Source organism: Methyloceanibacter sp. (genome assembly GCF_035650995.1).
GTDB lineage: Bacteria > Pseudomonadota > Alphaproteobacteria > Rhizobiales > Methyloligellaceae > Methyloceanibacter.
Genome location: NZ_DASRGO010000037.1, coordinates 1 through 3,685, shown reverse-complemented (window position 1 = coordinate 3,685; position 3,685 = coordinate 1). Strand labels below are relative to the sequence as shown.

General features: G+C 65.3%; 5 protein-coding genes and 1 pseudogene. All 6 read left to right on the top strand.

The genetic code is table 11. The features are described from left to right. Positions 1 to 421: pseudogene (locus VFB18_RS03220) on the top strand (AarF/ABC1/UbiB kinase family protein); the annotation flags it as partial. Between the two features lie 109 nt (positions 422 to 530). Beyond that, complete coding sequence (locus VFB18_RS03215; RefSeq protein ID WP_324970962.1) at positions 531 to 983, top strand: hypothetical protein; 453 nt, start codon at positions 531 to 533, stop codon at positions 981 to 983. Between the two features lie 100 nt (positions 984 to 1,083). Continuing rightward, positions 1,084 to 1,227 carry an aa3-type cytochrome c oxidase subunit IV gene (locus tag VFB18_RS03210; protein ID WP_324970961.1) on the top strand — a complete coding sequence of 48 codons (144 nt, stop codon included), beginning with the start codon at positions 1,084 to 1,086 and terminating at the stop codon, positions 1,225 to 1,227. A 97-nt stretch (positions 1,228 to 1,324) separates the two neighbouring features. Then, positions 1,325 to 2,578 carry a Re/Si-specific NAD(P)(+) transhydrogenase subunit alpha gene (locus VFB18_RS03205; RefSeq protein ID WP_324970959.1) on the top strand — a complete coding sequence of 418 codons (1,254 nt, stop codon included), beginning with the start codon at positions 1,325 to 1,327 and terminating at the stop codon, positions 2,576 to 2,578. Continuing rightward, on the top strand, positions 2,578 to 2,991 hold the full coding sequence (locus tag VFB18_RS03200) for a proton-translocating transhydrogenase family protein (protein ID WP_324970964.1): 414 nt from the start codon (positions 2,578 to 2,580) through the stop codon (positions 2,989 to 2,991). Before VFB18_RS03205 ends, VFB18_RS03200 begins: the two co-directional genes overlap by 1 nt. Continuing rightward, a partial coding sequence (locus tag VFB18_RS03195) for an NAD(P)(+) transhydrogenase (Re/Si-specific) subunit beta (RefSeq protein WP_324970957.1) occupies positions 2,988 to 3,685 on the top strand: 698 nt, incomplete at its 3' end. The genes VFB18_RS03200 and VFB18_RS03195, both read left to right, overlap by 4 nt.

Genomic DNA, 3,685 nt, shown 5'->3' with positions numbered 1-3,685 from the left:
GTTGCGCAACGATCGCGCGCTCATCGTGCATGCCTACGAGACCTGGGGCTTCACCGGCCTCTCCAACGAGCTGATCGACATCCTCAACATCTGGGCGAATTTCATCTACGGGCCGATGCTCGAGGACCGGGTGCGCACCATTGCCGACAAGGTGAGCCCAGGCGCCTATGGAAGGCGCGAGGCGTTCAGGGTGCACCAGGGCTTGCAGGAGAAAGGCCCGGTCAAGGTGCCGCGCGAGTTCGTGTTCATGGATCGCGCGGCGATCGGGCTCGGCGGGGTGTTCCTCCATCTCAACGCCGAGCTGAACTATCACCGCCTGTTCGACGACACGATCGCGGGCTCAGACCTCGCCGAGGTGGCCGACCGCCAGCGCGAGGCTTTCACCGTGGCCGGCGTTCCCCTGCCGGAAGGCCCTGTTTGAGGCGACGGCATGTCTCCCTCGCGAGGGCGAAGGATGTGTCAGCTGCACCTCAGGCAAAATTGCAGTTTTGAGACAGTATTGACGAAGCCGAACAAGCAGGACGCGCGAAATGTCTTCCGAGAGATGGGCAGGATGGCTTGCCGTTGTCATCATGTGCGCGAGCGCGGCGCCAATCGCCGCGAAGGACGCGAGCGACGAAGCCGATTTGCTCGGCTTCGTCGAGGGCGAGTACGCCGTGATCGGGCAGGAGCCCGATGGAGGCCCGGTCTATTCCGGATCGGCGAGGATCGAGGTGGCCGATGGCGGCGTGACGCTGACGGAACGGCGGGGGACGCATGAATTCACGGCTGAGGGCAAGGTTGAGGTGCCGGATCCGCCGGGAGAGGCCGAGGTGTTGCGCTTCCGGTGGCAGGACGGCGGGCCCATGGCGATGACCTGTCTCGTCTCGGGCGATCTCGACAATTATGCGCGCCTCACCTGCTTCTGGCTGAGGGAAGGCTCCGACCTGAAGCGGCCCGGGCTCGAAGCGATGTTCCCAACCGCGACCTGGCCGGCTCCATAAGGCTGCAGCTCGCGGCCCGCCGATTGTTGCCCGGACGGCGGGCTTTGTGCTATTGGCGCGGGCGGGAGAACAACGCGTCGAAGATCAAAGGGGAGTAAGAATGAAACTCGATCCCGCTGAGGGGCACCCGGCAATGGACTATGCCGAGCATGAGCGGACCTACAAGCTGTTCCTCAAGCTGACCGGCTATCTCATCGTTGGCGTGGTGATCATCATGGCGCTTCTGGCCATCTTCGTGGCCTGAATTCCGCCCGCGATTTTGCCTTCCCTTTTCGCTTTCGACTTGGGGCCTTCAAACCGGCGCTAGCCTAGCCTTCGCATGAGAAGGCGACGGAGCAAAGATGATCGCGATTGGCGTGCCCGCCGAGAAAGACGACGAGCCGCGGATCGGGGTGACGCCCGAGACGGTCAAGAAGCTCGTCAAGGCAGGCGCCGCCGTCACCATCCGCACGGGCGCAGGGCTCCGCTCGCATTTTTCCGACCCCGAATACGCGGCCGCAGGCGCCAAAATCGCCAATAGCGATGCCGAGGCGGTCGGCGACGCCGATATCGTGCTGACCGTGCGCCGGCCCGATCCCGCCATCGTCAAGGCGATGAAGACGGGCGCGTCGCTGATCGGCATGCTCGACCCGTTCTCCGATACCGACGGCCTCGATGCGCTCGCCAAGACGGGCGTCAAATTGTTTGCCATGGAGCTGATGCCGCGCATCACCCGCGCGCAGGTCATGGACGTGCTCTCCTCGCAGTCGAACCTCGCGGGCTACAAGGCGGTGATCGACGCCGCGGCCGTGTTCGAGCGGGCCTTGCCGATGATGATGACGGCAGCGGGCACGGTTCCCGCCGCGCGTGTCTTCGTCATGGGCGTCGGCGTCGCCGGCCTTCAGGCAATCGCCACCGCCCGGCGGCTCGGCGCCATCGTGACCGCGACCGACGTGCGGCCTGCGGTCAAGGAGCAGGTCGCCTCGCTCGGCGCCAAGTTCATCGCGGTGGAGGACGAGGAGTTCAAGCAGGCCGAGACCTCGGCCGGCTACGCCAAGGAGATGTCGGAGGCCTACAAGAAGAAGCAGGCGGAGCTGATCGCCGAGCACGTCAAGAACCAGGACATCATCATCACCACCGCTCTGATCCCCGGACGTCCGGCGCCGAAGCTTCTCAGCAAGGCGATGATCGAGAGCATGCGGCCGGGCTCGGTGATCGTCGATCTCGCGGTCGAGCGCGGCGGCAATGCCGAGCTTGCCGAGCCAGGCGAGACCGTCGAGCATAACGGCGTGCGCATCCTGGGCAAGCTCAACCTCGCCGGTTCGCTGCCGGTCAACGCCTCGAGCCTCTATGCCCGCAATCTCCAGGCCTTCGTCGAGTCGCTGATCGACAAGCAGACGAAAAACCTCGCCATCAATTTCGACGACGAACTGGTCAAGGGCACGCTGATTGCCAAGGATGGCGCCATCGTCAATACGGCGATCGCCGAGCGGCTCGGCAAGGGCGGGGATGCGACGGCTTCCGCCAAGTCCGCCAATGGCAACGGCAAGCCAGCCGCCACGAAGGCGCCAGCGAAGCGCCAGCCCAAGGGAAGCAAGAGCGGAGGCACGCCATGATGGGAAAGAGGCTGTTCCTCGGGCTTGGCCTCGTCGCGCTTGCGCTCCTGGCTCAGGCCTTGACCGGCAGCGCATTCGCCGAAAGCGCAGCGCCCGCCGAGGGCGCCTCGGACTTCGTGTTCCGCTTCTCGATCTTCGTGCTCGCGATCTTCGTCGGTTATTACGTGGTGTGGAGCGTGACGCCGGCCTTGCACACTCCGCTGATGTCGGTGACCAACGCCATCTCTTCGGTGATCGTGGTCGGCGCGCTCCTCGCGGTTTCGGTCGAGGCCGCCGACGCCTTGGCCGGCAGCGGGCATTTCCTCGCCAAGCTGCTCGGGCTCGCCGCGCTCGTCATGGCGAGCGTCAACATCTTCGGCGGGTTCCTCGTCACTCAGCGAATGCTCTCCATGTACCAGAAGAAAAAGAAATGAGCCCGGATCTCGTTGCGCTGCTCTATCTCGCCGCGGGCGTCCTGTTCATCCTGGCGCTCAGGGGGCTGTCGTCGCCAGAAACGTCGCGGCGCGGCAACTATCTCGGCATGACCGGCATGGCGATCGCCATCGTCACCACGCTCGCGGTGGCGCGGCCGGAAACGCCGCTCACCTGGGCGATGATCGCGGGCGGCATCGCGGCGGGCGGCACGATCGGCGCCGTGATTGCCCGCCGCATCCCGATGACGGCGATGCCGGAGCTCGTCGCGGCGTTCCATTCGCTGGTCGGTCTCGCCGCGGTTCTGGTCGCCGCCGCCGCCTTCTATGCGCCGGAAGCTTTCGGCATCGGCACACAAGGCGCGATCCACACTCAGAGCCTGATCGAGATGTCGCTCGGCGTTGCGATCGGCGCCATCACCTTCACCGGCTCGATCATCGCCTTCTTGAAGCTCTCCGCCCGCATGTCGGGCAAGCCGATCATCCTGCCGGCGCGGCACGCCTTGAACATCGGGCTCGCGCTTGCGCTCATCGCCTGCATCGTCATGTTCTGCCAGCAGCAGAGCGACGTCTATTTCTGGGCGATCGCGCTCCTCTCGCTCGTGCTCGGCGTGCTCATCATCATTCCGATCGGCGGCGCCGACATGCCGGTCGTGATCTCGATGCTCAACTCCTATTCGGGGTGGGCGGCGGCCGG

Excerpts from the sequence above, each read along its gene's own strand:
- VFB18_RS03215 (WP_324970962.1), top strand. The coding sequence starts at position 531 with ATGTCTTCCGAGAGATGGGCAGGATGGCTTGCCGTTGTCATCATGTGC.
- VFB18_RS03210 (WP_324970961.1), top strand. The coding sequence starts at position 1,084 with ATGAAACTCGATCCCGCTGAGGGGCACCCGGCAATGGACTATGCCGAG.
- VFB18_RS03205 (WP_324970959.1), top strand. The coding sequence starts at position 1,325 with ATGATCGCGATTGGCGTGCCCGCCGAGAAAGACGACGAGCCGCGGATC.
- VFB18_RS03200 (WP_324970964.1), top strand. The coding sequence starts at position 2,578 with ATGGGAAAGAGGCTGTTCCTCGGGCTTGGCCTCGTCGCGCTTGCGCTC.